This window comes from Stenotrophomonas sp. CASM106 (assembly GCF_049384825.1).
Classification (GTDB): domain Bacteria; phylum Pseudomonadota; class Gammaproteobacteria; order Xanthomonadales; family Xanthomonadaceae; genus Stenotrophomonas; species Stenotrophomonas muris.
On sequence record NZ_JBMRFS010000004.1, the window covers coordinates 334,664 to 360,738 of the forward strand.

Sequence of the window (26,075 nt, forward strand, 5' to 3'; positions counted from 1 at the left end):
CCTTTCCTGCGCACTTCGAAGCCCATTCAAAAACGAGGTATCCGCAATGGCACGCATTGTCAGAATCCATGAATACGGTGACGCCAGTGTTCTGAAGCTGGAAAATTTGGACGTATCGGCACCGGCGGCAAACGAGGTGCAGATTGGCGTCAAAGCGATTGGCTTGAACCGAGCCGAGGTGATGTTTCGCAATCACGCATACCTACAGGAAGCCGAGTTCCCTAGCCGCCTGGGCTACGAGGCCGCAGGCATCGTGGTTGCAGTGGGTAGCGCAGTAACCGGGATCAAGGTGGGTGATGCAGTCGCTCTCATCCCGCCTCTGGACATCGCCCGTTGGGGCACCTACGGAGAGCTGGCCAATGTACCTGCTCATCTGGTGGTGAAGAGCCCCGAGAGGTTGTCCTTTGAAGAGGCTGCTGCGTCCTGGATGCAGTACGTCACCGCCTGGGGTGCACTCATCGAGCAGGCCAAACTCGGGCAACACGACTTTGTCCTTGTCACCGCGGCATCAAGCAGTGTCGGTCTGGCTGCCTTCCAGATAGCACGCATGGTCGGCGCCACACCAATTGCAATCACGCGAACCCGTGCGAAGAAACAGGCCCTTCTGGATGCTGGTGCCGCGTATGTGATCGTGAGTGACGAAGAGGATATCGTCGAGCGCGTGATGGAGATAACGGCCGGACAAGGCGCCCGCGTTGTGTTCGACCCGGTTGGCGGGCGGTCCTTCGAGCCCCTCACGCAGAGCATGGCCCGAGGTGGCATTCTGCTGGTATACGGTGCACTCAGCTCGGAACCGACGCCATTCCCGCTGTTTACCGTGCTGGGCAAAAGCCTAACCCTCAAGGGCTATCTCTATGCAGAAATTGTGGCCGACCCAGAAGTCCTTGAACGTGCCAAGGCGTTTATTCTGCAGGGGCTGGAGTCTGGAGCACTGAGCCCGATAATCGCCAAGACCTTCCCTCTGAGTGACATCCAGGAAGCCCATCGTTTCCTTGAGGCCAATCAGCAGATTGGAAAGATCGTGGTGACAGTCTAATCGCCATTTCTGGGGCTGAGAGCAGAATCTTTCGGCCCCAGTTCAACCCGTCCCACTGACCGCTTTTGGCCGATAGCGGACATAGGCCCCGCGGCGAATGTCCACCTCTTCTTTGGCGATTCGGTCAGAGCTCAATTCAATCTGATCAACTGCCTACCAGCTTGTCGACTTCGCCTGCGAAATGATCTTGGGATCTGGGAAGCTACCCTTGAGAATACACCGACGCGACCGCGATGCCGGCCGGATTTCCCCTCAGGCGCTATGCAAGTCTACAATATACCGTCAAGTACCCAACGGATCGGCTAGCGATGACTCCACCCTGACGCTTGATTGAAGAAGCGACCCAGACACATAGGTCTGGAAGGGTGCCTGTTTCTTTCGTTTGGCGCGCACGGCTGTGCGCGGAGATCATTTTCTATGTCTGCAATTTATCCCCTGCGCCAGCAATGGCTCGGTAACATCCGTGGTGACCTGCTGTCGGGCATTGTCGTTGCGCTAGCCCTGATTCCTGAGGCAATCGCGTTTTCCATCATCGCCGGCGTCGACCCAAGGGTAGGTTTGTATGCCTCGTTCTGCATCGCCGTCATCATCGCCATCGCCGGTGGCCGCCCTGGCATGATCTCGGCTGCGACCGGCGCCATGGCGTTGGTGATGGTCACGCTGGTGCGCGAGCACGGCATTCAGTATCTGTTTGCCGCCACCATCCTGGCCGGCGTCCTGCAGATGCTGGCCGGCGCCCTGCGGTTGGGCTCGCTGATGCGCTTTGTGTCGCGCTCGGTGGTGACCGGATTTGTGAATGCACTGGCGATTCTCATTTTCATGGCGCAGCTTCCCGAGCTCATCGGCATGCCGTGGATGGTGTATGCGATCTGTGCTGTGGGTCTGGCAATCATCTACCTGCTGCCGCTGCTGACCAAAGCCGTTCCTTCGGCATTGGTGGCGATCGTGGTTCTCACGGCCGCTTCCATGTATTTCGGCTTCCAGGTACGCACCGTAGGCGACATGGGGGCGCTGCCTGACAGCCTGCCGTCGTTCCTGATTCCGGATGTGCCATTCACCTGGGAAACACTCCAGATCCTGCTGCCGGTTTCGGCGACTTTGGCGGTCGTTGGCTTGTTGGAATCGCTGATGACCGCGCAGATCGTCGAAGACATGACCGATACCCCGAGCCAGAAGAATCGCGAATGTGCGGGCCAAGGCTTGGCTAACACCGTAACGGGCTTCTTTGGGGGCATGGCAGGCTGTGCAATGATCGGCCAGTCGGTGATCAACATCACTTCCGGTGGCCGGGGCCGTCTCTCGTGCCTTGTGGCCGGCGTGGTTTTGCTCCTTCTGGTTGTTTATGGGTCAAACCTGGTGAGTCAGATTCCAATGGCCGCACTGGTCGCAGTGATGATCATGGTCAGCATCGGCACCTTCAGCTGGCGCTCGCTGCGCGAGCTGGCCATTCATCCCAAGAGCTCTTCGGTCGTGATGATTGGCACGGTCATCGTGACCGTGGCTACCCACGACCTCGCCAAAGGCGTGTTGACAGGCGTGATCCTGTCGGCGGTGTTCTTCACCCGCAAGGTCGGCAAGATGCTGATCATCGACGACACCCAGGTCGAGACCGACTCGCGCGTCTACGTTGTGAAGGGGCAGGTGTTCTTTGCGTCTTCTGGACAGTTCGTGAGTAGCTTCAACTATCTGGATGTCCCCAAGGAGGTCATCATCGATCTGAAGGACGCCCACTTCTGGGACGTGACCGCCGTTGATGCGCTCGACCGGGTAGTGATGAAGCTGCGCGAGCACGGCGCGACCGTTGAGGTGTTCGGTCTCAACGATGCAAGTGAGACCTTGGTAGACCGCTTGGGAAAGCATCGTACGCCAGGCGCCACACGGTCGTCGGGTCATTGAACAGATGAGCGAAGCGGGCACCGAGGGGTGCCCGCTTCCTTTTCGGCAGTCATCGAGTTGACATATGGCAAGGCAATACTTCGATTATTCTAGATAAATGGTTGCGATGACATGCGTCCCCTGAATGTTCTGTTCCTTTGCACAGGCAACTCGGCGCGCAGCATTCTTGCCGAAGCACTGGCCAGCCATTTAGGGCGCGAACGTATCCGCGCTTACAGTGCGGGCAGTCATCCCAAGGGCGTAGTTCATCCGGTGGCCCTGCAGGTGCTCTCGGAGATTGGCTTCGACGTTGCCGGACTGTCGAGCAAGCCGTGGGATGCATTCGCAGGTCCGGAAGCACCGCAGATGGATCTCATCGTAACGGTGTGCGATCGTGCCGCGGGTGAAGCGTGTCCCGTGTGGCCGGGCCACCCGGCTACCGCCCACTGGGGCATCCCCGACCCGGCCGCAGTGCAGGGCAGTGCTGATCAGGTCCATAAGGCGTTCCTGAGCACGCTTCACCAGCTCCAGCACCGTCTCGGATTGCTGTTGGCGCTTAAGCCTGAAGCGCTGGACCGCATGGCCCTGCAATCGCAGGTGCGGGCGCTGGGCAATGGCGCCGAGGCTCACGCGCCAGATAACACCGGAGAAGCCTCCCCGATGTAGTCGCTGATCTGCCTTACTGCCTCGCGCGCGTATCGGGTCACCCCGATCAGCGTGGCCGATGCTGCGCCATTCCAGTCGCCATAGCCGAGCAGCCAAACCGATGGCGCTGCGACCGACCGAACCTGGGTGTCATCCACGTCGATCCGACCACGAGCGTTGACAATGCCCAGTCCTTCCAGGTGCGACAATACCGGCCGGAAGCCGGTGCACCAGATCACCGCGTCGAAGTTGCGTTCGCTGCCATCTGCCCACTGCATGCCGGTGGCGGTGAAACGGACGGGTGGCGGCATGGAGACCAGTACACCGCGGCGCCGTGCGTCCACCACCGGCGGCACCATCACGATGTCGCCAAAACCATCCCGCTGAATATCCGGCTCACGTCCTTCCTGCTGAGCCCTCCACTTCTCGGTTGCGCGTGCGAACAGAACGCGCCCGTCGACATCGTCGGCCAGGAAGGCTGGCGCCCGCTGGGTGATCCACGTGGTCTTGGCCACCTTGGAGACCTCGGCCAGAATCTGTGCGCCTGAGTTGCCGCTGCCGATGATGGCCACGCGCATTCCGGCGAAGGGTTCGGGATGGCTGTAGTGGGCCGAGTGCAGCTGCACGCCGCCGAAAGCGTCCAGACCTTCATATCCGGGCGTGCAGGGATGCCGCCACGTACCCGTGGCGCTGATCACTGCACGTGTCTGCCACTGCCGGCCGTCATCTGCTTCCACCCGCAGCCGGCTCCCCGAGCGGCTGATGCGTTTCACCTGCACGGGACGGATGACGGGCAGCGCATACTTATGCTCGTAGCGCGCGAGGTAGTCGAGCACTTCCGCCTGCGACGGGCACGGTTCCCGGGTAGCAGGCATCGGCCAACCGGGAATCGAGCTCCAGCCCGCCGGCGAGAACAGATGCAGGGATTTCCACGCATGCTGCCACGCCCCGCCAGGTGACGTTTCGGCATCAAGAATCACATAGGACAGCCCGCTGCGACGCAGGAAGTAGCCAGCCGAAAGACCCGCCTGGCCACCTCCGATCACCACGACATCGACGCTGTCCATCGGGACTTCCTCATGCTGCAGCACCTAGGCGATTCAGCGGCTCCGTGCATCGGCAGGAAAGTAGCTTTTGCCCAGGCGCAGGGCGACGTGGACCAGCAGAATCAGCACGGGCACTTCCACCAGCGGGCCGATAACAGCCGCGAAGGCTACCGGGGAAGCCAGCCCGAACGCCGCGATCGCCACGGCGATGGCCAGTTCGAAGTTGTTGCCTGCTGCGGTGAACGCGATCGCGGTGGTGCGGGGGTAGTCTTTGGCGATCAGCTTGCCCATGAAGAAACTGATGACGAACTGGATGATGAAGTACAACGTCAGCGGGATCGCGATGCGTACCGCGTCCATCGGAATCCTCAGCACATCGCCTCCCTTCAGGCTGAACATCGCCACGATGGTAAACAGCAGTGCGGCGAGGGTTACCGGGCTGATGGCGGGCAGGAACGTCTCTTCATACCATTGCACGCCCTTGCGCGCCTTCAACCATCGGCGGGTGAGGAAGCCCGCCAGGAACGGGATACCAAGGTAGATCAGAACAGCCTCGGCGATGGTCCAGAAACTGACATCGATGACGCTGCCCTGCAGACCGAACACCGGCGGCAACCAGGACAGGAAGAACCACGCATAGACGCTGAACAGCGCAATCTGGAAGATCGAGTTGAATGCCACCAGCCCGGCGACGTACTGGCCGTCACCGCGGGCAAGCTGATTCCAGACCAGCACCATGGCGATGCACCGTGCCAGCCCGATCAGGACCAGGCCGGTCATGTACTCGGGGTAATCGCGCAGGAACAGCACGGCCAGGCCGAACATCAGGAACGGACCGACGATCCAGTTCTGCAGCAGCGAGAGCATCAGTACCCGTTTGTCGGCGAAGACCCGCGGCAGTTCCTCGTACTTCACCTTGGCCAGCGGCGGATACATCATCAGGATCAGACCAATCGCGATCGGGATGTTGGTCGACCCTATGGAGAGGCTGTTCAACGCGCTGGGTACACCTTCGAACAACGCCCCCATGCCGACGCCGAGCGCCATGGCGGCGAAGATCCAGAGCGTGAGATACCGGTCCAGGAAGGACAGGCGGGAGGTATCAGTGGTCATGGGGATTTCCGGAAAGACGGTCAGTTGATCTGTGCGATCGGGTCGAGCCGGGCCTTGAGGGCCTCGCTGTCATCCCAGACGCTGTCTGAGATCTCCAGAAACGCCTTCAGGCGCGCCTTGATGATCTGGTGCGCGCGATCGAACGCTTCGGCTTTCTGTCCGTCCGAGCCTTCAACGCCGGCCGGATCGAACAGGCCCCAGTGCACCCGTACAAAGTCGCCGAACACTACCGGGCATGCCTCGGCCGCCGCGCTGTCGCAGACGGTGACGATCAGATCCATCGGCGCGGCATCCGCTTCGGCGAACTCGTCCCACGACTTGCTGCGAAGGCCGTCCACCGGGAAACCCTCGCGCTGCAACTGAGCAATGGCAAACGGGTTGACGCGGCCGGCCGGCTGGCTGCCGGCGCTGAAGGACTCGTAGCGGCCTTGGCCCCACTTTTTCAGGGTCGATTCGGCCAACACGCTGCGAGCGGAATTACCGGTACACAAGAACAGGACGCGACGGGTCATCTGAGCGATCTCTAAGGTGGGTTGGTCAGCAGCCAACGGGTCGTTCGCAGGCCTGTTCGTCGGCACAACAGTTCTCCGTGAGATAGGCCACCAATGCGGTCATCGCCTCGAACTCGGCCCGGTAGCAGATCGTCCGACCATGTTGCTCGGCGCTGATCAGGCCCGCAGCCAACAGTTCCTTCAGGTGGAAGGAGAGCGTGGCACCAGGCAAGCAGAGCGTCTGGGCAATGTCACCGGCCAGCTTGCCGCCGCTGCCGGCCTGTACAAGCAGGCGGAAGATCGACAGGCGGGTGGCGTGGCCCAAGGCAGCAAGAGCGTGGGTTGCAGCGTTATGTTCCATGATTCTAGAATAATAGAATCGATTCCGTAGGACAACCCCGTGCAGCAGATCCCCAACTTGGTCCCAGGTGCCTTGGACATCCCGACGGCCACCAAGCTCAACGACCCGGCCGCGCAGCCGCACCGCCCGCGCATCCTGATCCTGTACGGGTCGCTGCGACCTCAGTCGTTCAGTCGCAAGCTGGCGCTGGAGGCGCAGCGGCTGCTGGAACAGCTCGGGGCGGAAACCCGCCTGTTCGATCCACATGAGCTGCCGATGCTTGACTCGGTGCCAGCCACCCACCCAAAGGTGCAGGAGCTGCGCCAGGCCTCGCTGTGGTCGGAGGGACACGTGTGGGTCAGCCCGGAACGCCATGGCACCCTTACCGCGGTATTCAAGAACCAGATCGACTGGCTGCCACTGGAAGAGGGCAGCGTGCGCCCCACCCAAGGCCGCACGCTGGCCGTGATGCAGGTCTGCGGCGGTTCGCAGTCGTTCAACGTCGTCAACGCGCTGCGTGTGCTCGGCCGGTGGATGCGGATGGTGACGATCCCCAACCAGTCCTCGGTCGCCAAGGCCTGGCAGGAGTTCGACGACGAAGGTCGAATGAAACCCTCGGCGTACTACGATCGCGTGGTGGACGTCATGGAGGAACTGGTCAAGTTCACCCTGCTGGTACGTGGGCGCACCGACTACCTGGTGGACCGTTACAGCGAGCGCAAGGGGGCCATCGAGGCGGCGGCGCTCGCGGCCGCTGCAGGGGTGGTGGAAACTGTTTTGAACGAGGAGGAAAGTGCGTGAACGCGGTCATCTACCACAACCCCAAGTGCGGCACCTCGCGCAACACCCTGGCGATGATCCGCTTCGCCGGGATCGAGCCGGAAGTGATCGACTACCTGGCCCACCCGCCCAGCCGCGCGCGCCTGGTCGACCTCATCAGGGCCGCGGGCTTGAGCGTGCGCGACGCCCTCCGGCAGAAGGGCACTCCTTATGACGAGCTGGCACTGGGCGATGCGGCACTGAGCGACGACGCGCTGCTTGATGCCATGCTGGCGCACCCAATACTCATCAATCGTCCTTTCGTGCAAACCGATAATGGCACGCGCCTGTGCCGCCCTTCCGAACTGGTGCTGGATCCTGCCGAAGCTTCCCGGACCATTCCGGAAGGAAGATGGAGAGTTGGTGGCCGAGCACAGGGGAAGCCCGGCGACCTAGTCTGGGTGCTGGGCCGGGCTGGCCGCCTTTGAGAACAACCGGAGATCCTGCCCCATGCCGACGCTCCATCCCGCAAAAAGCGAAAGTGCGTGGCGTGTCTTCCTGGTGTTCCTACGACTGGGACTGACCTCGTTCGGCGGCCCGATCGCCCATCTGAGCTACTTCCGCCTCGAGTTTGTCGAGCGCCGCCGGTGGCTGACGGACCGTAGCTACTCGGATCTGGTGGCCTTGTGCCAGTTACTGCCAGGCCCAGCCAGCAGCCAGGTTGGGATGGCGCTGGGCTTGGCTCGCGCCGGCTGGCTTGGCCTGCTGGCCGCCTGGGCAGGTTTTACCCTGCCATCGGCCGTACTGATGATCCTGTTCGGATTTGGCGTTGCTCGATACCAAGGCATCCTCGAATCCGGTTGGCTGCATGGCCTGAAGATCGTTGCAGTTGCCGTGGTGGCGCAGGCTGTATGGGGAATGGCCCGGACCCTATGCCCGGACCGCCTGCGGGCAGGGATGGCGCTTGTCGCCGCCGTATTGACGCTAGCACTGCCCTCGGTCTTCGGCCAGATGGTGGTGATCATCTGCAGCGGCCTGCTCGGTCGCTGGGCGCTGAAAATCGAGCCTGCCCAGGGCCAGTTCGCTTGCAGCTATCCCGTCTCGCGAAGAACGGGCTCGGTAGCGCTGATGCTGTTGGTGCTGCCGCTTGTTCTGCTGCCTGTGTGGGTGGTGGCTAGTGGCTCCCCGTTGGCTGTGCTGTTGGAGGGGACGTACCGTGCTGGTGCCTTGGTCTTTGGCGGCGGCCATGTCGTACTGCCGTTGCTGCAGACCGCGGTTGTCCAAAGCGGCACGGTGACCACTGCGGATCTGCTCGCTGGGTACGGTGCGGCGCAGGCGGTGCCAGGCCCTCTCTTCACTTTCGCGGCGTACTTGGGAGCCCTGGCCAAGGGGCCGCTGGGTGGCTGGCTTGGAGGCCTTGTGCTGTTGGCAGTCATTTTCCTGCCAGCCTTTCTTGTGCTCGTGGGGGCGCTGCCGTTCTGGGAGGCCCTGCGCCACCGAAAGGCTTTGCAAGCTTCGATTGCTGGCGTCAACACCGGGGTGGTCGGGATTCTGCTGGCTGCGTTGTACAACCCGGTGTGGACGAGTGCGATCCATGACCGATGGGATGCCGCGATGGCGCTGGTTGCGTTCGGGCTACTGGCCCTCGCGCGTACACCGCCGATCTTGGTTGTGTTGCTGGCTGCCATGACGACCTGGGCCCTGCCACGGTAACGCCGCCAGGTCAATCAGGCGCGCCTCTGCAGCACAATATAACGTCTGCTTCTGGCCAGCAGCGGTCATTCACAATCCCTCGGTCAAGTCGAGTCGCAGGACGCGAACGTGACAGGCCCTAGCTAGAGATGTTATCTCGCGCGGCTATTCTCTCGACCAGTGTATTGATCGCCGCCTCCATGGCGTGGGCAGTCTTGTCGCCGCTCTGGTTGGTGATGACGAAAATGCCAAGGTCATACTTCGGCATGATGTAGATATAGCACTGCGAGCGGGGCACACCACCATGATGGGCATAGTAGGTGCCCTTCAAGCGGTCGCCGCCGACGATGTTCCAGAAATAGCCGATGCTGAACTCGGAATCGAATTCGACAAGAGTACGGTGTGATTCCGTCACGACGGGCCCACCGGCCAGCTGGAACTTGAGGAACTTCACCATTTCCGGAACGGTCGCCTTTACGTTCCCCGATGCTCCCCAAGGCAACTCCGGCATGGGCGAGGTCGGTACCGCGTTGTCACTGTGGTAGCCGACCGCAAGCCGGGGCGCCTCAGCATCGCCCAGCCTGATTCTGAGGTCCGCCATTGCCGCGGAATCGCGGAAGAATTCGCGTAACAGCGACTCATAGTCGCTCTTGTAAACCGTCTCCAGAATATGCGCCGCCAGTTGGGTTCCAGCACTGGAGTAGGCGTAATCCTTTCCGGGCACCTGGTGAAGCTCGACGGCATGCAGGTCCCTGAAGAAATCCGCCTTGCCATAGCCGGCGTAAATGGCATTGAGTTCACGAGGCGTACGCTGATCGGTGAAGTCCGCGAGCACCGTGTTCGCGCGTTCCGGCAACATGTTCGGAAGACCGCTCGTATGCGACAGCAGGTGACGGATGCGGATGGGGTCGCCCTTGTACTGCAGGTTCGGATAATTGCCGTGCAGATACTTCCGGACATCGTCGTCCAGCCCCAGCCTGCGCTCCAGGACGGCATTGGCCATCAGGGTCCCTGCCATGGTCTTGCTCAACGAACCGATTTCGTAGAGGGTCGCGTCGGTCGGAGGGCTCAGCCTGCCGGCTTCCATGTTGCCGCGATGACGGATGAATTCCTGGCCCCGATATACGACTGCGATCGAGGTTGAGTGGAGCAACGGCTGCTGTATCAGTGTTGCGGCCACCTCATCGAGGTCCGCCCCGAGATCCTTTGCCGGCACATGCTCGCCCTTGCAGCCGGCAGCCAAGAACACGACGGACAATACGAAGTAGTTGAGCCACCGCCCGTTTCGAACAATCCTCGAAATCGCTTGCATGCGTCTGTGCTTGAAGGGTTTTGGCAAGAACTCTCAAGATAGCCGAACACCGAGGGCCGCACACCTGTCCCTGTTCTCGCGGCGGCCGCCCCTGGCGCCAGCCAGAAGGTGTGCGTGTGGACGTCCGCTTCGTGCCGAAAGCACACGTCGTCCCGGAGCTTCGTCGGCATCAATGGGTGGAGTCGTTCGCCCGCGACTGGTAGAACTCGCCGATGCGTCGAACAAACCGCTGCGGGTTCGCACCGGCAAGATTGGTCAGCACGATCACGGCCAAGTCTTCATCCGGGTAGACGACGAATGCCGCGCGGGCACCGCCAATGCCTGCGACCTGGCGCGGGCGATCAGCCTTCAAAACCGGCCAGCCTAAGGCCCAATCGCTTTTCGCCCCGCTGTTCAGTGGCTCTTGCTGCCACATGCGCTGGACATGTGCATCATCAATCAACTGGTCCTGCGACAGCGCAATGATCCAGCGCGACAGCTCTTCGGCCGTCGTCTGGATTCCGCCACCCGCCCACAGGCTGTAGGGCATTTCATAAATCCAATGCGACAGGCGCTCACCATCGTCCGGTGCCAGCGAGCCCCGCGGCGACCAGCTGTAGATCGTGGCGGCTCCGGCAACCAGGTCATAGCTGTCACCGAACGTGGTAGAGGGCATGCCCGCCACATCGAACTGTCGCTGCGTCACGAATCGCTCGTATGGTTGCCCGCTCAACTTGACGATGATCCGCGACAGCAGGCCGTAGTTGGTCTGGTTGTACGAGAACTGTTCGCCTGGCGATACCTCCAGAGGCCGAGCCTCGACCGCACTCCATGCCTCCGGCTCCGTCGCACCGCCAAAGGCCCCCTGCGAGTCGATGATCTCCGGAAGGCCTGATGTATGCCCCAGCAGCTGCCGGATCCGCACCCCACGCCAGGTCGCGGGCACATCGTCCAAATAGCGTGACAAGGGGGCGTCCAGATCCACCCGTCCGTCCTGGACCAGTTGCATCATGGCTACGCCGGTGAACGACTTGGTGGCCGAGTTGATCGGGAACAGCGTCTTGCCGGTAACAGGCACCCGGTTCTCGACATTGGCGAACCCGTAGTTCTCCAGCAGCACTACTTTCCCGTTTTGCACCACTGCCAGCTGGAGGCCCGGAATCCGCTGCTTCTGCATGGCCTGCTGGATGAAGGCCCTGGCCTTGCTGTTGGCTTCCTTAAGAGAACCGGCCGCAAGCGCCTGGGCTGGAAGCCATGCCGACAGGGCAACGGTCAGCAAGGCGGTGCGCAAGAGTGCAGGCAGCATGGATTTCCCTGGGCCAGGTCGTCTGGAAAATGGATTGGCGAGTGCCGACGGAACCGATGCCGGCCGGCAACCCTAGGCCCAGGCACCCGGGCACGACAGTGCAAAGAGTCATGCTCACAATGGAGTTGGCTGAATGGTCCGGGGGAAGTTAGGTAAGCCCGCGCATCGGCGGCCCGCTCGGCATGGGGCTGATCGGGCTGCCTGACGCCCGGAGCGGTTGCACGCCACACGCATGGCCCGGGCAGCGTCGAATCCCCGCTAGGAATCGGATCCTGCCAGATCGGACGGCAGCTGTCGGCCAGAAGTGGATACTGCAATCATTGCTGCCTGAGCCCACTCTCCAAAGGCAAGGGGAGCGCCTGCTGTTCGCCCGCTGTCACATCAACTGCGACTAGCTGAAATCTTTGATCGCCTACCTGGCAGGGCATTCCGCGCACCAGCATCCTGTTCGATCTGATGACTAATGATTCTCAGGACTTGCTGCGGTACCGGTGTGCGGCTACCTCGCTATCACTACTTGATCAGGAAGTCATTCAGTGATTTTCCGCTTGCTACCAGCTCGGCTATCCATCGCGGTTGCCGCCCTCGACCGGACCACGTCTGGCCGCGCACTGCAGGATTGCGGTACTTGGGAGCGATCTTGGGCACTGTCGATTTGGCAGGCCTCCGATCACCTCGCTTCTTGGCGGTTTCGGAGGGCACGATCACTGAAGCGCCGTAGAGTTCCTCTATCGTGTATCCATGATCCTTGACGTACTTGTTGATCTTGGCGCGCATCGCTGTGGCCTTAGGGCGTGACAGCACTTTGGACTGCTGCTTCTCCGCCTGAGCAATCAGTGAGCGAAGTTCCTTGGCAGAAAGGCCGCTGATATCAATAGTCATGAATTCTTCCCCGATGTCGAGGCCCTAGCCTATTCTCAAATGACATTGCGTGTCACTCCATGTCCACTATGAGTCGCTCAATCTCAGGATCGACTACTAAGAAGTTTATCGTGTTAGCTACTCTCTCACTGCACATGATTTTCACGTGGCATATGGACCTGAGGACTAAAGATGCGCCGTGAGTGATTGCTGTGGTCCCGCCAAGAATTCTTTGAGATCGCCAGTTTGAGGCATTGGATGAATCGACGTTAGACTCAAGCGCTTTCCGTAGCAGATCAGGGAGGCAAGGCGCATAACCGTGAGATCAATTCCCTTCATTGTCGCTGCCGCGTTGGCGGGAACTTCGCTGGCTGCAGAGGCTTCTGAGGATAACCTCCATAGAGATCCTTACTTTGATCCAGGAGGCGCCGTCAGGTTCAACTATGGCTGGCTCGACTACGGGCCGACCAGCCGCCTGCAGCTTGAACTGCTGCGTGCAGACCTTGACGCTGGAACCGGACCGTTTTCCTTCTCTGCCCAATACCGCTGGTACGATGGCTTCGACGCCGTGCATCACGCCTACGCGGGCTGGCAGTTCTCCGATGCTACCCAGCTCAAGGCAGGTATCCAGCAAGTCCCGTTCGGGCTGCTCCCTACCGTTTCGCAGAGCTTCTGGTTCGGCTCCGGCTACTACTTGGGCATTGAGGATGATTACGATCCGGGCCTTGTAGTGATTCACCGCACCGGCAGCACGACCTGGCATCTCGGCTGGTTCTCCGGAGACGAATACGGGTCCGGGGCTCGCTATGATCGCTACTCCTTTGATGTCGCGCAGACCGAGGCGTTGCCGTATCGTGAGCGGCAACGACTGCATGCACGCGTGGAGCGCGCGCGCGCCTGGGGCGGCGGCGAGCTGTTGCTGGGCGCATCAGCGTTTGCTGGCAAGGTGCAGAACACTCAGACACGGCGTCACTACGGTCATCAGGGCGCGGCCCTCCACGCACAGTGGCAGCGCGATGGTTGGACCGCGCAGTTGCAGTGGGCGCGGTACCGGTATGCCGTGCCCGGAGATCGCATCGCAATGTCGGCGTTCCAATCCCCCTTCCAGGTTGCAGCGCAGGCGGATGTGCCAAGCGCCAACATCGCCTATTCGTTCGGCCAGAAGGGCTGGCTGGATGACATCACCTGCTATAACAACCTCAGCATGACCCGCCCGGTCGGGCACCGCGCGGGCCTTCGTGATTCGTGGCAGAACGTGACCGGTTGCAGCCTGCAGAAAGGCATCATGCTCACCTATGTCGACTGGATCGCTGGCCGCAACATGTGGTTTGCCGGTGGTGATGGTATCGGCATCGACGAGGGAGGTCCTTCCCGCTGGCATTCACGGCTGAACTTCAACATCGGCTTCTACTTCTGATCGGCCTCGCGCAAGCCAGAGGCTTCTTCACCCAACAACACGGAGGTATCCATGCAGAGCACGGCTCCGCAACATCCCCCCGTTCGCCAGCGGATCCTTCCGCAGGTGTTCATTCCCACGGCAGCCATCGTCATCGCGCTGCTGGCGCTTGCTGCCATCGCGCCCGATATAGCCACGCGGTGGTTCACCGCGGCCAAGTCATGGGCTGCCAATGATGCAGGCTGGTTCACCATCCTTGCGGTGGCCGGCTTCCTGGTCTTCGTCGTCGGCGTCGCCATCAGCAGTTACGGCCGCATCAAACTCGGCCCTGACCACAGTACGCCGGACTACAGCTACGGCTCCTGGTTCGCCATGTTGTTCGCTGCCGGCATGGGCATCGGTCTGATGTTCTTCGGCGTTGCCGAGCCCATCATGCACTACGCCACGCCGCCGGTCGGCTCGCCCGAGTCGGCCGCAGCTGCCCGCCAGGCCATGCGCATCACCTTCTTCCACTGGGGCATCCACGCATGGGCGATCTACGCAGTGGTAGCGCTGTCGCTGGCGTACTTTGCCTACCGGCACAATCTCCCGCTGCGTGTCCGATCCGCACTGTATCCGCTCATCGGCGATCGTATCCACGGCCCGTTGGGGCATGCTGTAGACACGTTCGCCGCGCTGGGTACCATCTTCGGCCTGGCCACCTCGCTGGGGCTGGGCGTCATGCAGATCAACGCCGGCCTGAACTACCTGTTCGGCCTGGAGGTCAGTACGCTCGTCCAGGTTGGCTTGATCACCGTCATCACACTGGTGGCGACCGGCTCGGTCGTGGCTGGCCTGGACAGCGGCGTACGCAGGCTGTCCGAGCTCAACATGATCCTGGCGGCAGCGTTGCTGGCCTTCGTGCTGGTCTGTGGACCCACCGTGCACCTGATGCAGGCACTGGTGCAGAACACCGGCATGTACGTTTCCCAGCTGTTCTCGATGACCTTCAACCTTTATGCCTACGAACCCACGGGTTGGCTGGGTGGCTGGACGCTGTTCTACTGGGGCTGGTGGATTGCCTGGTCGCCCTTCGTTGGCATGTTCATCGCGCGCATCTCACGTGGACGCACCGTCCGTGAGTTCGTGGTGGGGGTGTTGCTTGTGCCGCTTGGCTTCACATTCCTCTGGATGACCATCTACGGCAACACCGCGTTGCACATGGTGCGGGCGGAGGGCATCCAGCAGTTGGTGCAGGCGGTCTCAACCGACAGCTCGATGGCGCTCTTCGAGTTTCTGGAGCACCTGCCGCTGACCATGCTGACCTCTTCGCTGGCGGTCATCCTGGTTGCGCTGTTCTTCGTAACCTCAGCGGACTCCGGTGCCCTGGTAATCGACATGCTTACCTCGAAGGGTGAGCAGGAATCGCCGGTCTTGCAGCGGATCTTCTGGGCGCTGCTGGTCGGCGGCCTTGCGATTGCCCTGCTGGTGGCCGGCGGCTTGGAATCATTGCAGGCGGCCACCATTGCCAGTGCGTTGCCATTTACGATCGTCATGATCCTGATGTGCTGGGGACTGCTGAAGGCCATGCATCTGGATGCAACCAAGCGCTCGATCCTGCGCGAGGCACGTATCTTGCCGGGTACCAGCGAGGATTGGCGGGCGCGCCTGCGCCTGCTGGCGCACAATCCGTTGAAGATCGAGGTGACCGGCTTCATCGAGCAGCGTGTCATCCCAGCATTGGAAGAGGTTGCGGCTGAGCTGCGCAAGCAGGATCTGCCGGTCCAGGTCTCCAAGGGGGAGGATGGTCGTGCGTGGCTGCAGGTTGGCCATGGCGAGGAGATGGACTTCTTCTACTCGGTACGGCCCCAGCCCTATGAGCCGCCGACGTTCGCCCTGCAGGATCCCCGTCGGCCGGTCAGCGAGGGTACCCGTCATTACCGTGCGGAGGTCTATCTGCGGGAGGGCGGGCAGGACTACGACGTCATGGGATGGACCAAGGTTCAACTCATCCACGATGTGCTCGATCAATACGAGCGCCACCGTCAGTTCCTGGACAAGGTGCGCTCGTAGAATCTGCACACAGATGCCGCCCGGAGTAGCGGCATCTGCCTTGGGTCGGGCATGACCCTGCGTTGACGTGGCCTCGGCGCCCGGCCGTGCTATTGATGGTCGAACTTCCCAGGAAGTAGCCCATGCTCACCAGATTGAGGCTTGCAGCCAGCAAAGTTACAAAGCGGATGTGGTTCCGTTCGACCCTGTATGGCGCCCTAGGCATCATCACGGCGTTGGCGGGCGCGTTCCTGAAGTTCCTCATTCCCGTCGGCCTTGCCGCGCGGATCGGCGCAGATTCCGTCGGCAACATTCTTGGCATTCTTGCCGCGTCGATGCTGACGGTCACCACCTTCTCGCTGTCCACCATGGTCTCGGCCTACGGGTCCGCGTCCAGCAGCGCCACCCCGCGCGCGGCCCGCCTGCTGATCGAAGACACCCGGGCCCAAGGTGCGCTGGCCACCTTCATTGGTGCCTTCCTGTTCTCGATCGTGGGCCTCATCGCGCTCAGCACCGGCATCTACGGAGATAGCGGCCGGCTTGTACTGTTCGGGGCAACTATCGCGGTCATCATCGTCATCACAGTGACGTTGCTCCGGGCTATCGAGCAGTTCTCACGCTTTGGCCGCGTCGGCGAAACCATCGATCTGGTGGAGCGGGCGACCCAAGTGGCAATGAAGCGCCGCGCCGAGGAGCCTTCGCTCGGCGGAGCCAGTGCGGTTCGGGTAGGAGAGGGGGCGGTGCAGCTGGTCGGCGATCAGGTGGCCTACGTTGAACACGTGGATGTCGGGCGGATCAACGCCATTGCGCAGGAACATGATCTACGCGTTCATCTGCTCTGCCAGCCGGGTACGTTCGCAACCCCAACCCGTCCGTTGATAGCCATCGAGGGAAATCTACTTCCTGAAGTACAGAGTAAAGTGATCTCAGCCATTTCCTTTAGCGACGCGCGCTCCATCGAAAATGACCCACGGTTCGGGCTGGTCGTGCTTGCGGAAATTGCCCAGCGAGCCATGTCACCTGCGGTGAACGACCCTGGGACCTGCATCGACGTCATCGGGACATGTGTCAGGCTGCTCTGTGCATGGTCCAGCCACGGAGGGGACGCTGCGACAGGCGAGGTGCTGTATCCGCGCGTGCACGTGCAGTGTCTCGACGTACGCGACATGTTTGAGGACGCGTTCACTCCGATTGCCAGGGATGCCGCCGCGTCCCTGGAGGTCAGTATCCGGCTGCAGAAGGCCTTCGCAGCGTTGGCAGGGTCCTCGAATGAAGCGACAAGAGTCGCATCACAGGCGCATGCCCGCATCGCGTTGGAGCGCGGCCTATTGGCCATGGATTTCGAAGCTGATCGCGAGGCGCTTCGAGCCGTCGCATCTTATTTGACTCTGGAGGATGTGGACCACCGTTCGTAGTATCTTCCTATCAAAGCCTTTGAAGCGCTGCGCTGGCTATCAGTGCTCGGCTGTGGTCTGGAGCACATCCGGTCAGCTCACCTTCCACAGCATGTATGCGGCAGTAATGAAGATCAGTACTGCAAATACCGTGTTCAGAGCTCCACGATAGTTGGCCAGCTTCGTCGAAGTTGCTGCACCTGCAATACCGCCAGCCACGCCGGCAACGACGAAAACTGCCGCGAGCTTCCAGTTGACCAGACCTGTACGCGCGTAGTTCAGTGCGGTGGTCATGCCAAATGCGGCGACGGCGACGAGCGAGCTTCCGACTGCGGCGATCATCGGCATGCCCGTCGCGGCCACCAGTGCGGGCACGATGAGAAAGCCTCCGCCAATGCCAAAGAAGCCAGAAAGCCCGCCGGCGGTGGTGCCCAGCCCAATCAGCGCGGGCGCGTTGCCTCTGCCGAGCCGAGCGTCCGTGAGTCCAGGCGTGTTGCGCCTGCGAAGCATGGCGATGCCGACAACGATCATAGCCACAGCAAACAGCGCCAACAGGCTCCTGCCGTCGAACGCCTTGCCCAAGCTGGAACCCAGGTATGCGCCCGCGATCCCCGCCAGAGCGAAGACCGAGGCACAAGGCCATCGAACGTTCCCTCTACGGGCATGTATCACCAGATTCGACACCGCATTGACCGCTACTGCCAGGGCGCTGGTGCCGATAGCCACATGCGGATCTCCCACTCCGACCACGTAGAGCATCAGTGGTACCGCCAGGATGGATCCGCCCCCACCGACCACGCCCAGGACGAAGCCGACCAGGACGCCAGACAGGCCGCCCAGAACCAACTGCAGCAGAGATAGCGCTTCCATGTGTCAGTCGCCGGACGCCGGGCCTTGCTGCAGCCGTGCTGCGATGGAAGAAAGGTCATAGCCTGCATCCGAAGCAACAGACAGGACGTGGTCAAACGCCGCTCCATTGTGAACGACTTCCGACAGCGCCCAAAGCATCGCAGCACGGGTGCCGGTTCTGCAGTACGCGGCAACAGGGCTTGGCAGCGCTTCGATCAACCTGGCAAAGGTATGCACCTGATCATCGGTAATGACGCCAGGCAGCGCAGGAAGATAGGCAAACTGCATGCCCGCCTGGTGGCAGGCGGCCTGCAGCGCATGGTGACTGGGCTGCTCCGGCTGTTCATCGTCGGGGCGGTTGCAGATCACGCTCGCAAAGCCCTGCTCCTTCAGGGCTTCAATGTCCTTTGGCAGGAGCTGGCCGGACACCTTGAGGCTGGCGGAGAGTGGCTTGAGGTTCATGGTTTTCCCGTAGTTGCAGTGGGGCGGTGAATGAGGCCATGCAGGAGCACGCCAGCGATCATTGCCGTGGCGAAGATGATCGCGAAGGGCTGGCCGGTTCCCAGCAACGCGATGGCTGGGCCGGGACATAGTCCGGCCAGACCCCAACCCAGGCCGAATATCGCCGCACCGATCACCAGGCGCCGATCGATGATGCGATGGGCGGGAATGTGCAGCGATACGGCAAGCAGCGGCGTTCTGCGGGCGCGTATCCACAGGTAGGCTGCGCCGGAAGGGATCAGTGCGCCCAGCATGACCAGCGCCAGGGAGGGGTCCCAGGCGTCGCTCACATCAAGGAAAGCAAGCACGCGGGCTGGGTTGGCCATATCGGATACGACCAGGCCCAATCCGAAGAGTGCGCCGCACAGGAACGCGGCTAGACGGATCATGCCGGGCCCCCGGTCGTAATCTGTACCAGGGTTGCCGTGGCCATGCCCACGAGCATGAACACGCAGGTCGCCACCACCGACCGAGGCGATGCCCGGCCCAGGCCGCAGACACCGTGCCCACTGGTACAGCCAGCCCCAAGGCGAGTTCCGTAACCCACCAGCAGTCCGGCGATCACCAGCACCACAGTTCCGTTTGCGGAGAGCGCCGGCAGGGGTATGGGTCGGGCCGCCAATGCCAAGCCTGACGCCAGGGCAAGTCCTGCCAGAAACAGGACTGCACCGCTGCGCCCGCCGTCACCCGTCATGCCCAGTGTCTTGGCAAGCAGTCCCGAGATGCCAGCAACGCGCCCGAGTAGGAGTAGATAGGCTCCGGCCGCTGTTCCGATCATGGCACCGCCAGCGAGCGGCCAATACCAGGCCAGGTGAGAGAGCGTCATAGCAGGTCCACCGGCAGCTTGAGATATCGCACGCCGTTTTCCTCGGGCTCGGGCAGATGGCCGGCGCACATGTTGACCTGCACTGACGGCAGGATCAGCCGTGGCATCGGAAGTGTGGCATCACGAGCCTCCCGCAGTTCCACAAACATGGCTTCGCTCACGCCCTCGTGCACATGCATGTTTGTTGCCCTTTCGGCACCGATGGTAGTTTCCCATGCGAAATGGTCCCGGCCGGTGGCTTTGTAGTCGTGGCACAGGAATACGCGAGCGGCGTCGGGCAGGAACAGCAGGCGCTGGATCGAGCGATACAACTGGCGCGCTGAGCCACCTGGGAAGTCGCATCGGGCAGTGCCGTAGTCCGGCATGAACAGCGTGTCGCCAGGAAATACGGCGTCGCCGATCACGTACGCCAGACAAGCGGGAGTATGGCCTGGCACGTGCAGCGACATCGCCTGCAGATTACCGATGCGGAAGGAGGCACCGTCGGCGAACAGGTGATCGAACTGGCTGCCATCCCGCTTGAATGCAGTACCGGCATTGAAGAGCTTGCCGAAGGTTTCCTGGACTGCGGTGATGTGTTCGCCAATAGCCAGCGCGCCTCCCACCTGCTCCTGCAGCCATGGAGCCGCGGACAGGTGGTCGGCATGCGCGTGGGTTTCCAGCAACCACTGCACCTGCAGGCGCTCGGCACGCACGTAGTCCACCAACGCCGATGCGGAGGAAGTGGACGTGCGGCCTGCGGCCATGTCGAAGTCCAGGACGCTGTCGATGATGGCGCACGCTGAAGAAGTTGGATCGCGTACGACGTGGCTGGCAGTGAACGTAGCAGGGTCAAAGAACGTCTTCACGGAAGGTGAGGGAAGCAGGCCGGCACGCGCATCGCTGACCAGGCGCACAGCCTGGTCCAAGGGGGCGTCTACCGCTACGGATGGGATCATGGCTGGCTCCAAGAGGCTTCGCGACCTGAGAATTACATAGTTACGTAATATGTGCAACTATTGAAATATGCTAGATTGGACGCGTGCCCGCATGGTCTTTGCATCACATCACCTGCCCAAGTTGCCCTTACCCGTGACCAGCCCCCCATTCAGCCCGTCAGACCTAGCCACGATGAAGGAGCGCGTGCCTGAAGTGGCCGAGTTGCTGCGCTTCATGGCCACCCCCTCGCGCCTGTTGCTGCTATGCCAGCTCGCGCAAGGTGAAATGACGGTGGGCGGACTGGAGGAAGCCACCGGCATTCGACAGCCGGCGCTCTCCCAGCAACTGGCCGAACTCCGTCAACGAAAGCTCGTAGCGACCCGACGGGAATCGCGGTCGATCATCTACCGCATGGAAGACCCGCGCGTTGCAGCACTGCTGGGCGCGATGCATGGGATTTTCTGCGTGGACGATGCATCAACTTGACGTGATCTAAAGCGTCCTGGAAGGGGCGGGCTGGACTTCCTGACCCAGGGAATTTAGGCAACTGGCGTAGTCTGCCCCAAAACCCTTTGGCCACAGCGGGCCCGAGGTCTGCTGCGGCCTAGGGGTATTCATGAGGGAGGGGGTGGCTGTCTGCTTCTGGTCGGAAACGGACCCCGCACATGGTGACTATGTGAAACGCAGTGAGTACTCCCTCTTCCCGTCAGAAGCCGACGTGTTGTCAGTCAACTTGACGACCTAAGGACGAGCTCATCAAGGAAAAGGACACCGTGATGGGCCAGCGAGATCTCACCGGGGCAGGGTGGATTGCCGCCGCCTACCAATGCCGCCGCGCTCGCACTGTGGTGCGGTGCCCGGAAGGGCCGCTGCCGCCATCGTCTGGGGTCCAGCCCTTCGCCACTCACCGAGGCAATCGCGGCCAGCTGCAACGCCTCGGCTTCCTCGGTATCCGGCAACAGGCTGGGCAGGCGCGAAGCCAACAGCGTCTTGCCGCAGCCAGGGCTGCCGATCAACAACAGATGGTGCCCACCGGCGGCCGCCACTTCCAACGCGCGCCGTGCATGCGCCTGCCCCCGCACGTCGGCCAGATCGGGCAGGGGCAACGGTGTCGTGTCCACGCGCTCCACGGGCGGCAGCAGGCGCGGATTGCCCAGACCGGCACAGCACTCCAGTAGCGTGCGCGCCACGCGCACATCCGCGTGCTCGGCCAGCGCCGCCTCGGCGGCATTGCCGGGCGGCACCACCAGGATGCGGCCGGCATCAGCCGCCGCAATCGCAGCAGGCAGCGCTCCGGCCACCGGCCGCAGTTCGCCGGTCAGCCCCAGCTCGCCCAGGAACTCGTATTGCAGCAGCGACTGCGGATCGACCTGGCCACTCGCGGCAAGAATGCCCAGCGCGATGGCCAGGTCGTAGCGCCCACCTTCCTTGGGCAGGTCGGCAGGCGCGAGGTTGAGCGTGATGCGCCGCTGCGGAAAGTCGAAGCGTGCACAGAGCAGCGCGGCACGCACGCGCTCGCGGGATTCGCGCACGCTGGTCTCGGCCAGGCCGACAATCTGGGTGGCGGGTAGGCCGCCAGAGAGGTGCACTTCCACCCGCACCAGCGGGGCATCGACCCCGGCGCGGGCACGGCTGTGGACCAGCGCCAGGCTCATGTGTGGATTCCTGCAGAAAGACGCCTGATGATGCGGCAGGTAATCTGCGTGGGACTATCGGGGTTTGCCGGCAATGCGTCTCGGGGTATTTCTGCCTGCAAAGGGTGCAGCGTGCGCATCGAGGGCAAATGATCTGTGCAGCGCGGCTCTGCGATGGCGGTCTCGCAGGTCTTGCGTCAGACAAGGCGTACTACAGGGCAGTGAAGGAAAGGAGCGAGCTGAAATGCAGTGCATTCGAGTACTGATGGCCCTCTCGCTCGCCATGGGCCTGCCGGGGTGCCGGGATGAGGTGGAGAGTTCAACGTATCCCATTGGCCAGACGGGAGAGACGTGCACAGCCTACAAGGGCTTCGACCGCCAGCCTCCTGAAGTAGTTGTGGCCGAGCTTGCCAAGCGAGGGTTGGATCGCAGCCGTTTGGTGCATAGGACAGTCTGCGGCCCGATCACAAGTTGGGACATTCTCCCCGCAGGGGCGTCGATCGATCGGACACCTCCGCCAGACGCATATGTAAGCGTCCACCTGCTGGAAGACGGCTCGGTTTCCGTCAGTACAGACCGCCCCTGACGTTGGCGCCGTCCTTGATGATCGAGCGGCGGGCGAACAGACAAAAGTACGGATGGGCTCGCAGGCGGGGCGAGTGGCACCCAGGTGGGCTGGAAGGGTGACAACGATGCGACCCTGCGTGCTGAGAGCGGCACCAGGACAGCGGCGGAGTAGACATTGAGTTTTCCACATGTCAGGAGTACCCGGGAAATGTACAGATTCAAGGCCGAAGTCGTTTCCATGGAGGAAGATGACTACTGCATCGTAGTTGGCTTGGCCGACAGCTCGACGAATCCGTCTCGTTACGTGGTATTGCAGAACGCGAAGGCGTATGACGACCAGGACGAAGAGTTGGGCATGGCGCACGCCCATATCGAGGTCGGTGGAGGTCTTGAGCCTTGCTATGGCGGTCTGGTGCATATCTCTCTGCGGCGCATGGAGCTTGAGCTGTCTCTCTCCGAAAGTGCACAGAGGAAGCTTGGGATCACTGGTGGGATTGCAGTGACACTGAAAACGTTGGAAAACGGCAGCAAGCTGGAGGCCGCGTTGCGGAAAATCTGTGTTGCGGAGGGTATTCCGTTTGATCTGAAATGGTGATACGTCTCCGGAACGAATGGGCTATCCGCGCATGAGTCGCGAATGTCCCGTGATCATTCCTTCAGATGGATGGACGAAGTTGTCATGAACACACGCAGACTCATCTTGATTGCGCTGGGCATGTTGCCTGCAGCTGCAGGCTTCCCCGCAGGGAGTCTACGTGTGGACTTTGTATCGGAAGCCTTCCGCGATGGAAGTTTCATCCCGCATGTCTACAGCGAGCGGGATGTCCTGCGCCGCTATGGTGATGGCGAAATGGTCGCGGACGCGGCAGGGCTGATACGGCGTAGATATCTGGATCCAACTACCCGATTGGAGGTGCTGATGACCTCCAACCCTGACGTCGCTCCGGAGTTCCGAACCATCGATGAGATCCGCGTTTCATCGATCAGCGCGGGGCAACCCGCTGCAGGCAGAACCGAGAGCTTGCGCGGCGTGAAGCTGAAAGGCGTTGCCATGGGTGACCCGGCGTCCAAGGCTGCCAGCGCAGCAGGCGGGTATGGCCCGAGGGACACAGAGCAGGCAACGCTGGGGGGCTTCAAGGTCGAGCGCACCTGTGGGTTCTCGGAAGGTGGATCGAGCATTTGCTTCTACGTCCGGGATGGAAAAGTGGTTGCGATGGCACTGGGGTTTGGCCCTTGACCAGTTGCTGCGCCCCTTGCGGTGCAGGCACAGCGCAACTGTGAGCGTCAGCCTACGATGGCACTTCAGCGCTGAAGTAGTTGGTGGGATCGGGCTGGCGGCGGCCTGGGGCCCCAAGCAGGCACCGCTGCTCATCCAGCACCAACCCATTGAAGCGCCCAAACCGCGTCTCAACCCACGAAGGCCCCGCACTTTCCACCAGCAACCGCCCCTGGCTCTGGTGCAGATCCAGCCAGCGCTCGAAGCTGATGCGCAGACGTTCGATATCCGGTGCCCGCCAGTGGGCATCGGCAGGCATGCGGATCAGCACGCGCGAGGGCGCGTTCTCCACCTCCATCACCAGCACGCCCTTGCAGCGGATCTCGAAGGACGTCGCCCCGGCATGGCGCGCGTGCAGTTCAAAGCCCTCGTGGGCCTTCGCGGTCACGAAGCCGCGCGCATCACTGTGCAGCAGGCGGTAATCGGCCGGCTGCAGCTTCTGGTAGGCCCACACCTGATCGCCCGCGGGCTCGGACCACTCCACCCACATCGCGCCGATCACTGCGATGCACACCACCGCAGCGGCCAGGCCGTGCATCTTCATTCGTCGCCCCCGCACACAGGCAGAAAGGTCCGCGCCATAAGCGTGCGCTCAGTCCTTGGGTCGCATCCGCTCGTGGATGAAGGCGGTCAGCGCCAGATCGGCCATCACCAGCCCCTCCATCACCCGGTCGCCGACGTACTGCTCGGGCTCACCGTTCTGGCGCGTGCGCTCGGCCGCCAGCAGGATCTCCTGCACGATGCGCTGGCCGGTGAGTGCGCAGTCGGCGTCGGACAACTGCATCTGCCGGCTGCGTAGATGATGCCGCTCGGGCCAGGGCTGGCCATCGGCCGCAGCGCCTGCGCCAATGGCGTGCAGGATGGCGATGAGGCTGTTGGGGTCAGGGCTCGGAGCGCGTGACGGCGCTTCCTGGATCGGGCGCGGGGGAGGGGAGTGCGGCGTGGTCATGGCGGGCTCCGTGCATGCAGGCAGAAGCCGCCACCGATAAAGGTGGCGGACAGGGCGTGGCTCGAAAACCGGTTGCTAGACAAAGCCGGCGGGCACGAGGCCCCCACGCCCCGCCCGCCATAGCCGGCAGACGGATTGCCAGCCGGCACCACGCGCGGTGGTGCCGGCTGGCAAGCGCAAACTTACGTCTAGCAATCCGGGTTTTCGAGTCCCGACCACCGATGCACGGTGGCGCAGTAACGATTACCTGCTGTTGTGCGGAATGCCAACGGGTAGGGGTCAATGCCGCCAAAACCCGAGACGCTTTTGGCATTGTCGCATAGCACCGGAAGCGGCGAGAGCCTTGGCGTGCTTGGCGCAGCGGCACTTCTGGAACGGAGTCGTCAGAACCTTCCGTCAGAGATGTAAGGCGCGGCAAATGCGACAGCACTCGCCCATCGGACATGTGTGATCGCTCATGCAACCGAACCGCTGCGACACCCGCTAGATGGTTTAAATGACTTCTTGCCTATTGAACCTACCGAGTGCCCCGCGCAATCTGACTACCGCTGTAGTCACGCGGGGCTACCCTGCCCGCAGCAGGACGGTCTTGTAGCGTTTGAACGGATTCCACCCACTGGCGCAGGCCAATACAAGGATCACTGTACGTGTTACGCCGCAATCGACTTCTTCTGTCTGCGGGTCTGATCCCGCTTCCGTGGTTCCTGTTCTGGACCAGCGTTGCCGCCGTGTTTGCGCCGGGCTTCAACCCGCTTGCGCAGCACGCCAGCGAGCTGCTGCAGGCGCCGACGCTCGCAAGCATCTGCGGCAGGATCGCCGCCATCGGCTCCGGTGTCGGCTTCGTGGCGTTCTCCATCGGGGTATGGCGGGAGTCCGGCCGCCGGCTTGCAGTAGGTGCAATCTGCTGGTTGGTCTTTGGCATTTCCATGCTGACCAACGGGCTCTGGCCCATGGGCCATCCGATGCACGGCTTCTACACCATCGGTATCGCCAACATCATTGCACCGGCGATGTCACACATCGAGTTGAGCGCGTGGTCTGCCAACCGAAGGGCGTACGCCGTGACCGCTGTGGTGAGCATCGGGGGCATCGTCTATCTCTGGTTGAACGTGGTGGGGGCGGATCCGGAGGGGTTCAGGGGGCTGACCCAGCGCGTGTTCTCTTCGATCAACTCGCTGTGGCCGTTCCTGGTTGCGTTATATCTGGTGCGCAGGGGTTCAAGTGCGTTGCGGACGCAGCCGGCGCCTTGATGGAAAGGCGCGCCGGCACATGGACGACT

General features: G+C 62.1%; 26 protein-coding genes and 2 pseudogenes. 13 read left to right on the plus strand and 15 right to left on the minus strand.

Translation table 11 applies throughout. The features are described from left to right. Nucleotides 1–46 precede the first annotated feature (46 nt). The 3 genes from VG556_RS12045 to VG556_RS12055 all read left to right on the plus strand — a co-directional run bounded on the left by VG556_RS12045 (nt 47) and on the right by VG556_RS12055 (nt 3,577). Nucleotides 47–1,036 carry a zinc-dependent alcohol dehydrogenase family protein gene (locus VG556_RS12045; RefSeq protein ID WP_024957952.1) on the plus strand — a complete coding sequence of 330 codons (990 nt, stop codon included), beginning with the start codon at nt 47–49 and terminating at the stop codon, nt 1,034–1,036. 417 nt (nt 1,037–1,453) lie between these two features. After that, complete coding sequence (locus VG556_RS12050; RefSeq protein WP_033834881.1) at nt 1,454–2,932, plus strand: SulP family inorganic anion transporter; 1,479 nt, start codon at nt 1,454–1,456, stop codon at nt 2,930–2,932. 111 nt (nt 2,933–3,043) lie between these two features. Next, a complete protein-coding gene (locus VG556_RS12055) occupies nt 3,044–3,577 on the plus strand; it encodes an arsenate reductase ArsC (protein WP_072167338.1) in 534 nt (177 codons plus the stop codon). On the opposite strand, the gene VG556_RS12060 is transcribed toward VG556_RS12055, so the two are convergent. Genes VG556_RS12060 through VG556_RS12075 form a run of 4 tightly spaced genes read right to left on the minus strand, consistent with a single transcriptional unit; the run spans nt 3,538 to nt 6,567 of the window. Then, nucleotides 3,538–4,623, minus strand: coding sequence for an ArsO family NAD(P)H-dependent flavin-containing monooxygenase (locus VG556_RS12060; RefSeq protein WP_033834879.1), 1,086 nt, complete (start codon nt 4,621–4,623; stop codon nt 3,538–3,540). The two genes, VG556_RS12055 and VG556_RS12060, sit on opposite strands and share 40 nt — an antisense overlap. A 33-nt stretch (nt 4,624–4,656) precedes the next feature. Beyond that, on the minus strand, nt 4,657–5,715 hold the full coding sequence (gene arsB, locus VG556_RS12065; protein WP_033834878.1) for an ACR3 family arsenite efflux transporter: 1,059 nt from the start codon (nt 5,713–5,715) through the stop codon (nt 4,657–4,659). A 20-nt stretch (nt 5,716–5,735) separates the two neighbouring features. Continuing rightward, nucleotides 5,736–6,227: an arsenate reductase ArsC gene (locus tag VG556_RS12070; protein WP_024957947.1), complete on the minus strand. Its 492-nt coding sequence runs from the start codon at nt 6,225–6,227 to the stop codon at nt 5,736–5,738. 25 nt (nt 6,228–6,252) lie between these two features. Next, nucleotides 6,253–6,567: an ArsR/SmtB family transcription factor gene (locus VG556_RS12075; RefSeq protein ID WP_024957946.1), complete on the minus strand. Its 315-nt coding sequence runs from the start codon at nt 6,565–6,567 to the stop codon at nt 6,253–6,255. A 39-nt stretch (nt 6,568–6,606) separates the two neighbouring features. On the opposite strand from VG556_RS12075, the gene arsH reads away from it, so the two are divergent. The 3 genes and pseudogenes from arsH to chrA all read left to right on the plus strand — a co-directional run bounded on the left by arsH (nt 6,607) and on the right by chrA (nt 9,018). Further along, nucleotides 6,607–7,347 (plus strand): arsenical resistance protein ArsH, encoded by a 741-nt coding sequence (arsH, locus tag VG556_RS12080; RefSeq protein WP_024957945.1) that lies wholly within the window; start codon nt 6,607–6,609, stop codon nt 7,345–7,347. Beyond that, nucleotides 7,344–7,761, plus strand: a pseudogene (arsC, locus tag VG556_RS12085) (arsenate reductase (glutaredoxin)). Before arsH ends, arsC begins: the two are co-directional and overlap by 4 nt. 54 nt (nt 7,762–7,815) lie before the next feature. Continuing rightward, nucleotides 7,816–9,018 (plus strand): chromate efflux transporter, encoded by a 1,203-nt coding sequence (gene chrA, locus VG556_RS12090; protein WP_024957944.1) that lies wholly within the window; start codon nt 7,816–7,818, stop codon nt 9,016–9,018. Nucleotides 9,019–9,136: 118 nt separating this feature from the next. Here the strand turns inward: chrA and VG556_RS12095 are convergent, their stop codons facing one another. The 3 genes from VG556_RS12095 to VG556_RS12105 form a co-directional block, all read right to left on the minus strand. Further along, complete coding sequence (locus VG556_RS12095) at nt 9,137–10,309, minus strand: serine hydrolase domain-containing protein (protein ID WP_111144157.1); 1,173 nt, start codon at nt 10,307–10,309, stop codon at nt 9,137–9,139. Nucleotides 10,310–10,478: 169 nt separating this feature from the next. Further along, nucleotides 10,479–11,594: a serine hydrolase domain-containing protein gene (locus VG556_RS12100; protein ID WP_050426964.1), complete on the minus strand. Its 1,116-nt coding sequence runs from the start codon at nt 11,592–11,594 to the stop codon at nt 10,479–10,481. 513 nt (nt 11,595–12,107) lie between these two features. Next, nucleotides 12,108–12,476 (minus strand): H-NS family nucleoid-associated regulatory protein, encoded by a 369-nt coding sequence (locus tag VG556_RS12105; RefSeq protein WP_049461414.1) that lies wholly within the window; start codon nt 12,474–12,476, stop codon nt 12,108–12,110. A 298-nt stretch (nt 12,477–12,774) separates the two neighbouring features. Here VG556_RS12105 and VG556_RS12110 point away from each other — a divergent pair, with 298 nt between their 5' ends. The 3 genes from VG556_RS12110 to VG556_RS12120 all read left to right on the plus strand — a co-directional run bounded on the left by VG556_RS12110 (nt 12,775) and on the right by VG556_RS12120 (nt 17,297). Continuing rightward, entirely contained in the window at nt 12,775–13,872 is a 1,098-nt protein-coding gene (locus VG556_RS12110) for a hypothetical protein (RefSeq protein ID WP_033834877.1), read from the plus strand. A 51-nt stretch (nt 13,873–13,923) separates the two neighbouring features. After that, nucleotides 13,924–15,903: a BCCT family transporter gene (locus tag VG556_RS12115; RefSeq protein WP_100450732.1), complete on the plus strand. Its 1,980-nt coding sequence runs from the start codon at nt 13,924–13,926 to the stop codon at nt 15,901–15,903. A gap of 122 nt (nt 15,904–16,025) precedes the next feature. Continuing rightward, nucleotides 16,026–17,297, plus strand: coding sequence for a DUF2254 domain-containing protein (locus VG556_RS12120; RefSeq protein ID WP_024957939.1), 1,272 nt, complete (start codon nt 16,026–16,028; stop codon nt 17,295–17,297). Between the two features lie 72 nt (nt 17,298–17,369). Here the strand turns inward: VG556_RS12120 and VG556_RS12125 are convergent, their stop codons facing one another. From VG556_RS12125 to VG556_RS12145, 5 genes are read right to left on the minus strand one after another with little or no spacing between them, the layout of a single operon-like run. Next, nucleotides 17,370–18,131 carry a sulfite exporter TauE/SafE family protein gene (locus VG556_RS12125; RefSeq protein ID WP_080264271.1) on the minus strand — a complete coding sequence of 254 codons (762 nt, stop codon included), beginning with the start codon at nt 18,129–18,131 and terminating at the stop codon, nt 17,370–17,372. 18 nt (nt 18,132–18,149) lie between these two features. Further along, nucleotides 18,150–18,587 (minus strand): TIGR01244 family sulfur transferase, encoded by a 438-nt coding sequence (locus tag VG556_RS12130; RefSeq protein WP_033834874.1) that lies wholly within the window; start codon nt 18,585–18,587, stop codon nt 18,150–18,152. After that, nucleotides 18,584–19,015, minus strand: a complete 432-nt coding sequence (locus tag VG556_RS12135) for a DUF6691 family protein (RefSeq protein ID WP_033834873.1) — start codon at nt 19,013–19,015, stop codon at nt 18,584–18,586. The genes VG556_RS12130 and VG556_RS12135 overlap by 4 nt, the downstream gene beginning before the upstream one ends. Next, nucleotides 19,012–19,452, minus strand: coding sequence for a YeeE/YedE family protein (locus VG556_RS12140; protein WP_033834872.1), 441 nt, complete (start codon nt 19,450–19,452; stop codon nt 19,012–19,014). Before VG556_RS12140 ends, VG556_RS12135 begins: the two co-directional genes overlap by 4 nt. Then, nucleotides 19,449–20,390 carry an MBL fold metallo-hydrolase gene (locus VG556_RS12145; RefSeq protein WP_223224754.1) on the minus strand — a complete coding sequence of 314 codons (942 nt, stop codon included), beginning with the start codon at nt 20,388–20,390 and terminating at the stop codon, nt 19,449–19,451. Before VG556_RS12145 ends, VG556_RS12140 begins: the two co-directional genes overlap by 4 nt. 172 nt (nt 20,391–20,562) lie before the next feature. Between VG556_RS12145 and VG556_RS12150 the strand changes: the two genes are divergently transcribed. Further along, on the plus strand, nt 20,563–20,856 hold the full coding sequence (locus tag VG556_RS12150) for an ArsR/SmtB family transcription factor (RefSeq protein ID WP_024957933.1): 294 nt from the start codon (nt 20,563–20,565) through the stop codon (nt 20,854–20,856). A gap of 263 nt (nt 20,857–21,119) precedes the next feature. On the opposite strand, the pseudogene VG556_RS12155 reads toward VG556_RS12150, so the two are convergent. Beyond that, nucleotides 21,120–22,025 (minus strand): annotated as a pseudogene (locus tag VG556_RS12155) (YifB family Mg chelatase-like AAA ATPase); the annotation flags it as partial. Nucleotides 22,026–22,779: 754 nt separating this feature from the next. Here VG556_RS12155 and VG556_RS12160 point away from each other — a divergent pair. Both VG556_RS12160 and VG556_RS12165 read left to right on the plus strand, forming a co-directional pair. After that, nucleotides 22,780–23,166, plus strand: a complete 387-nt coding sequence (locus tag VG556_RS12160; protein ID WP_100450730.1) for an Imm10 family immunity protein — start codon at nt 22,780–22,782, stop codon at nt 23,164–23,166. Nucleotides 23,167–23,250: 84 nt separating this feature from the next. Next, nucleotides 23,251–23,808, plus strand: a complete 558-nt coding sequence (locus tag VG556_RS12165; protein ID WP_146257701.1) for a hypothetical protein — start codon at nt 23,251–23,253, stop codon at nt 23,806–23,808. Between the two features lie 52 nt (nt 23,809–23,860). On the opposite strand, the gene VG556_RS12170 is transcribed toward VG556_RS12165, so the two are convergent. Then, on the minus strand, nt 23,861–24,391 hold the full coding sequence (locus VG556_RS12170; RefSeq protein ID WP_100450728.1) for a cold-shock protein: 531 nt from the start codon (nt 24,389–24,391) through the stop codon (nt 23,861–23,863). Nucleotides 24,392–24,439: 48 nt separating this feature from the next. After that, complete coding sequence (locus VG556_RS12175; protein ID WP_100450727.1) at nt 24,440–24,796, minus strand: hypothetical protein; 357 nt, start codon at nt 24,794–24,796, stop codon at nt 24,440–24,442. Nucleotides 24,797–25,443: 647 nt separating this feature from the next. On the opposite strand from VG556_RS12175, the gene VG556_RS12180 reads away from it, so the two are divergent. Further along, on the plus strand, nt 25,444–26,046 hold the full coding sequence (locus VG556_RS12180; protein ID WP_100450726.1) for a DUF998 domain-containing protein: 603 nt from the start codon (nt 25,444–25,446) through the stop codon (nt 26,044–26,046). The last annotated feature ends 29 nt before the right edge of the window (nt 26,047–26,075 follow it).

What these genes read in the sequence shown, in the direction of transcription:
- VG556_RS12045 (WP_024957952.1), top strand. Translation starts at nt 47, where the DNA reads ATGGCACGCATTGTCAGAATCCATGAATACGGTGACGCCAGTGTTCTG.
- VG556_RS12050 (WP_033834881.1), top strand. Translation starts at nt 1,454, where the DNA reads ATGTCTGCAATTTATCCCCTGCGCCAGCAATGGCTCGGTAACATCCGT.
- VG556_RS12055 (WP_072167338.1), top strand. Translation starts at nt 3,044, where the DNA reads ATGCGTCCCCTGAATGTTCTGTTCCTTTGCACAGGCAACTCGGCGCGC.
- VG556_RS12060 (WP_033834879.1), bottom strand. Translation starts at nt 4,623, where the DNA reads ATGGACAGCGTCGATGTCGTGGTGATCGGAGGTGGCCAGGCGGGTCTT.
- arsB (WP_033834878.1), bottom strand. Translation starts at nt 5,715, where the DNA reads ATGACCACTGATACCTCCCGCCTGTCCTTCCTGGACCGGTATCTCACG.
- VG556_RS12070 (WP_024957947.1), bottom strand. Translation starts at nt 6,227, where the DNA reads ATGACCCGTCGCGTCCTGTTCTTGTGTACCGGTAATTCCGCTCGCAGC.
- VG556_RS12075 (WP_024957946.1), bottom strand. Translation starts at nt 6,567, where the DNA reads ATGGAACATAACGCTGCAACCCACGCTCTTGCTGCCTTGGGCCACGCC.
- chrA (WP_024957944.1), top strand. Translation starts at nt 7,816, where the DNA reads ATGCCGACGCTCCATCCCGCAAAAAGCGAAAGTGCGTGGCGTGTCTTC.
- VG556_RS12095 (WP_111144157.1), bottom strand. Translation starts at nt 10,309, where the DNA reads ATGCAAGCGATTTCGAGGATTGTTCGAAACGGGCGGTGGCTCAACTAC.
- VG556_RS12100 (WP_050426964.1), bottom strand. Translation starts at nt 11,594, where the DNA reads ATGCTGCCTGCACTCTTGCGCACCGCCTTGCTGACCGTTGCCCTGTCG.
- VG556_RS12105 (WP_049461414.1), bottom strand. Translation starts at nt 12,476, where the DNA reads ATGACTATTGATATCAGCGGCCTTTCTGCCAAGGAACTTCGCTCACTG.
- VG556_RS12115 (WP_100450732.1), top strand. Translation starts at nt 13,924, where the DNA reads ATGCAGAGCACGGCTCCGCAACATCCCCCCGTTCGCCAGCGGATCCTT.
- VG556_RS12120 (WP_024957939.1), top strand. Translation starts at nt 16,026, where the DNA reads ATGCTCACCAGATTGAGGCTTGCAGCCAGCAAAGTTACAAAGCGGATG.
- VG556_RS12130 (WP_033834874.1), bottom strand. Translation starts at nt 18,587, where the DNA reads ATGAACCTCAAGCCACTCTCCGCCAGCCTCAAGGTGTCCGGCCAGCTC.
- VG556_RS12135 (WP_033834873.1), bottom strand. Translation starts at nt 19,015, where the DNA reads ATGATCCGTCTAGCCGCGTTCCTGTGCGGCGCACTCTTCGGATTGGGC.
- VG556_RS12140 (WP_033834872.1), bottom strand. Translation starts at nt 19,452, where the DNA reads ATGACGCTCTCTCACCTGGCCTGGTATTGGCCGCTCGCTGGCGGTGCC.
- VG556_RS12145 (WP_223224754.1), bottom strand. Translation starts at nt 20,390, where the DNA reads ATGATCCCATCCGTAGCGGTAGACGCCCCCTTGGACCAGGCTGTGCGC.
- VG556_RS12150 (WP_024957933.1), top strand. Translation starts at nt 20,563, where the DNA reads ATGAAGGAGCGCGTGCCTGAAGTGGCCGAGTTGCTGCGCTTCATGGCC.
- VG556_RS12160 (WP_100450730.1), top strand. Translation starts at nt 22,780, where the DNA reads ATGTACAGATTCAAGGCCGAAGTCGTTTCCATGGAGGAAGATGACTAC.
- VG556_RS12165 (WP_146257701.1), top strand. Translation starts at nt 23,251, where the DNA reads ATGAACACACGCAGACTCATCTTGATTGCGCTGGGCATGTTGCCTGCA.
- VG556_RS12170 (WP_100450728.1), bottom strand. Translation starts at nt 24,391, where the DNA reads ATGAAGATGCACGGCCTGGCCGCTGCGGTGGTGTGCATCGCAGTGATC.
- VG556_RS12175 (WP_100450727.1), bottom strand. Translation starts at nt 24,796, where the DNA reads ATGACCACGCCGCACTCCCCTCCCCCGCGCCCGATCCAGGAAGCGCCG.